The sequence below is a fragment of the Oleiphilus sp. HI0043 genome, assembly GCF_001634935.1.
On record NZ_LWEY01001324.1, the window covers coordinates 1 to 1,628 of the forward strand.

General features: G+C 45.3%; 1 protein-coding gene. It reads right to left on the bottom strand.

Features of this window, described 5'->3' with window-relative positions:
• Positions 1-1,628: fatty acid oxidation complex subunit alpha FadB (gene fadB / locus A3729_RS17725; RefSeq protein WP_068634137.1), on the bottom strand; the 1,628-nt coding region annotated here is incomplete at both ends.

Below are 1,628 nucleotides of genomic sequence, written 5' to 3' on the forward strand. Positions count from 1 at the left end.
TACCGAAGATAAGACCCATATCAGCTTCTGCTGCAGTCTCTACGATACCATCTTCAAGACAACGTACAGTCTCGATACATAGAGGAACCATCATACGCTCGATGATTTCTTCATCTGTAAATTCATTGTTGTTAAGAACAACAGGCTTGATCATGTCGTAAACGCCTTCGTCCTTCACTTTCTTCTGCTTACCTTTACGGTCTAGCTCGTAAGTGTAGAAGCCTTTGTCGTTCTTCTGACCGTAGCGGCCATCTTCAAACATAACTTCCATCGCAGTACGGAACTCATTCTTCATGCGATCAGGGAAGCCTTCAGCCATGACTTCACCAGCGTGAATAGCTGTGTCCATACCTACAACGTCTAGCAAGTAAGCAGGACCCATAGGCCAACCGAATTTCTCCATGATCTTATCAACGCGCTGGAAGTCAGCACCGTCACGTACTAGCGCAGCAAAGCCACCGAAGTATGGGAACAAGATACGGTTAACTAGGAAACCTGGGCAGTCGTTAACAACAACAGGCGTCTTACCCATTGCTTTAGCGTAAGCAACTGTCGTAGCGATTGTTTCTTCGCTAGTTTTCTCGCCACGGATAACCTCAACAAGAGGCATCATGTGTACAGGGTTGAAGAAGTGCATACCACAGAAGTTTTCTGGGCGCTTCAAGTTCTTAGCTAGCAAATCAATAGAGATTGTTGAAGTGTTTGAAGTCAAAATTGTATCTTCAGATACTTGATCTTCTACTTCACAAAGAACGATGTCTTTAACCTTAGGATTCTCAACAACCGCTTCAACAACCAAGTCTACGTCACCGAAGTCACCATAGCTTAGTGCTGGATCGATAGAGTTTAGAACTTCAGCCATTTTCTCAGCTTTCATCTTACCTTTGCTTACGCGCTTAGTAAGAAGCTTGCTTGCTTCGCTCAAACCTAGATCGATACCTGCTTGCGCGATATCTTTCATGATGATTGGCGTACCTTTTAGAGCAGACTGGTAAGCGATACCGCCACCCATGATACCTGCACCAAGAACCGCAGCTTTCTTAACTTCAGATGCTTTTGGCTCAAGCGCTTTTGCTTGTGCTTTAAGTGCCTGGTCATTCAAGAACAAACCAATCAAAGAAGCTGATACTGAAGTCTTAGCCATCTTAGCAAAGCCTTTCGCTTCAACTTCGATTGCCTTGTCTCGCGCCATACCCGAATGCTTCTGCATCGCTTTAATCGCTTCAACAGGTGCAGGATAGTTAGGACCAGCTTGACCAGCAACGAAACCTTTAGCAGTTTCGAAAGTCATCATGCTTTCCATTGGGTTCAGCTTAAGCTTAGAAGTCTTCTCTTCACGACGAGCTTTATAGTCTAGCTTGCCAGCAACTGCTTGCTTAACAAGATCGATTGCTGCAGCTTCTAGCTTATCAGCATCAACAACCGCATCTACTGCACCAAACTTAAGTGCATCAGGTGCTTTGTATTCTTTCGTGCCTGCGATCCATTCGATTGCATTATCTGCACCGATTAGACGTGGTAGACGTACCGTACCACCAAAACCTGGGAAGATACCCAGCTTAACTTCAGGTAGACCGACTTTAGCCGTTGGCGACATAACACGATAGTCCGTAGACAGACACATCTCG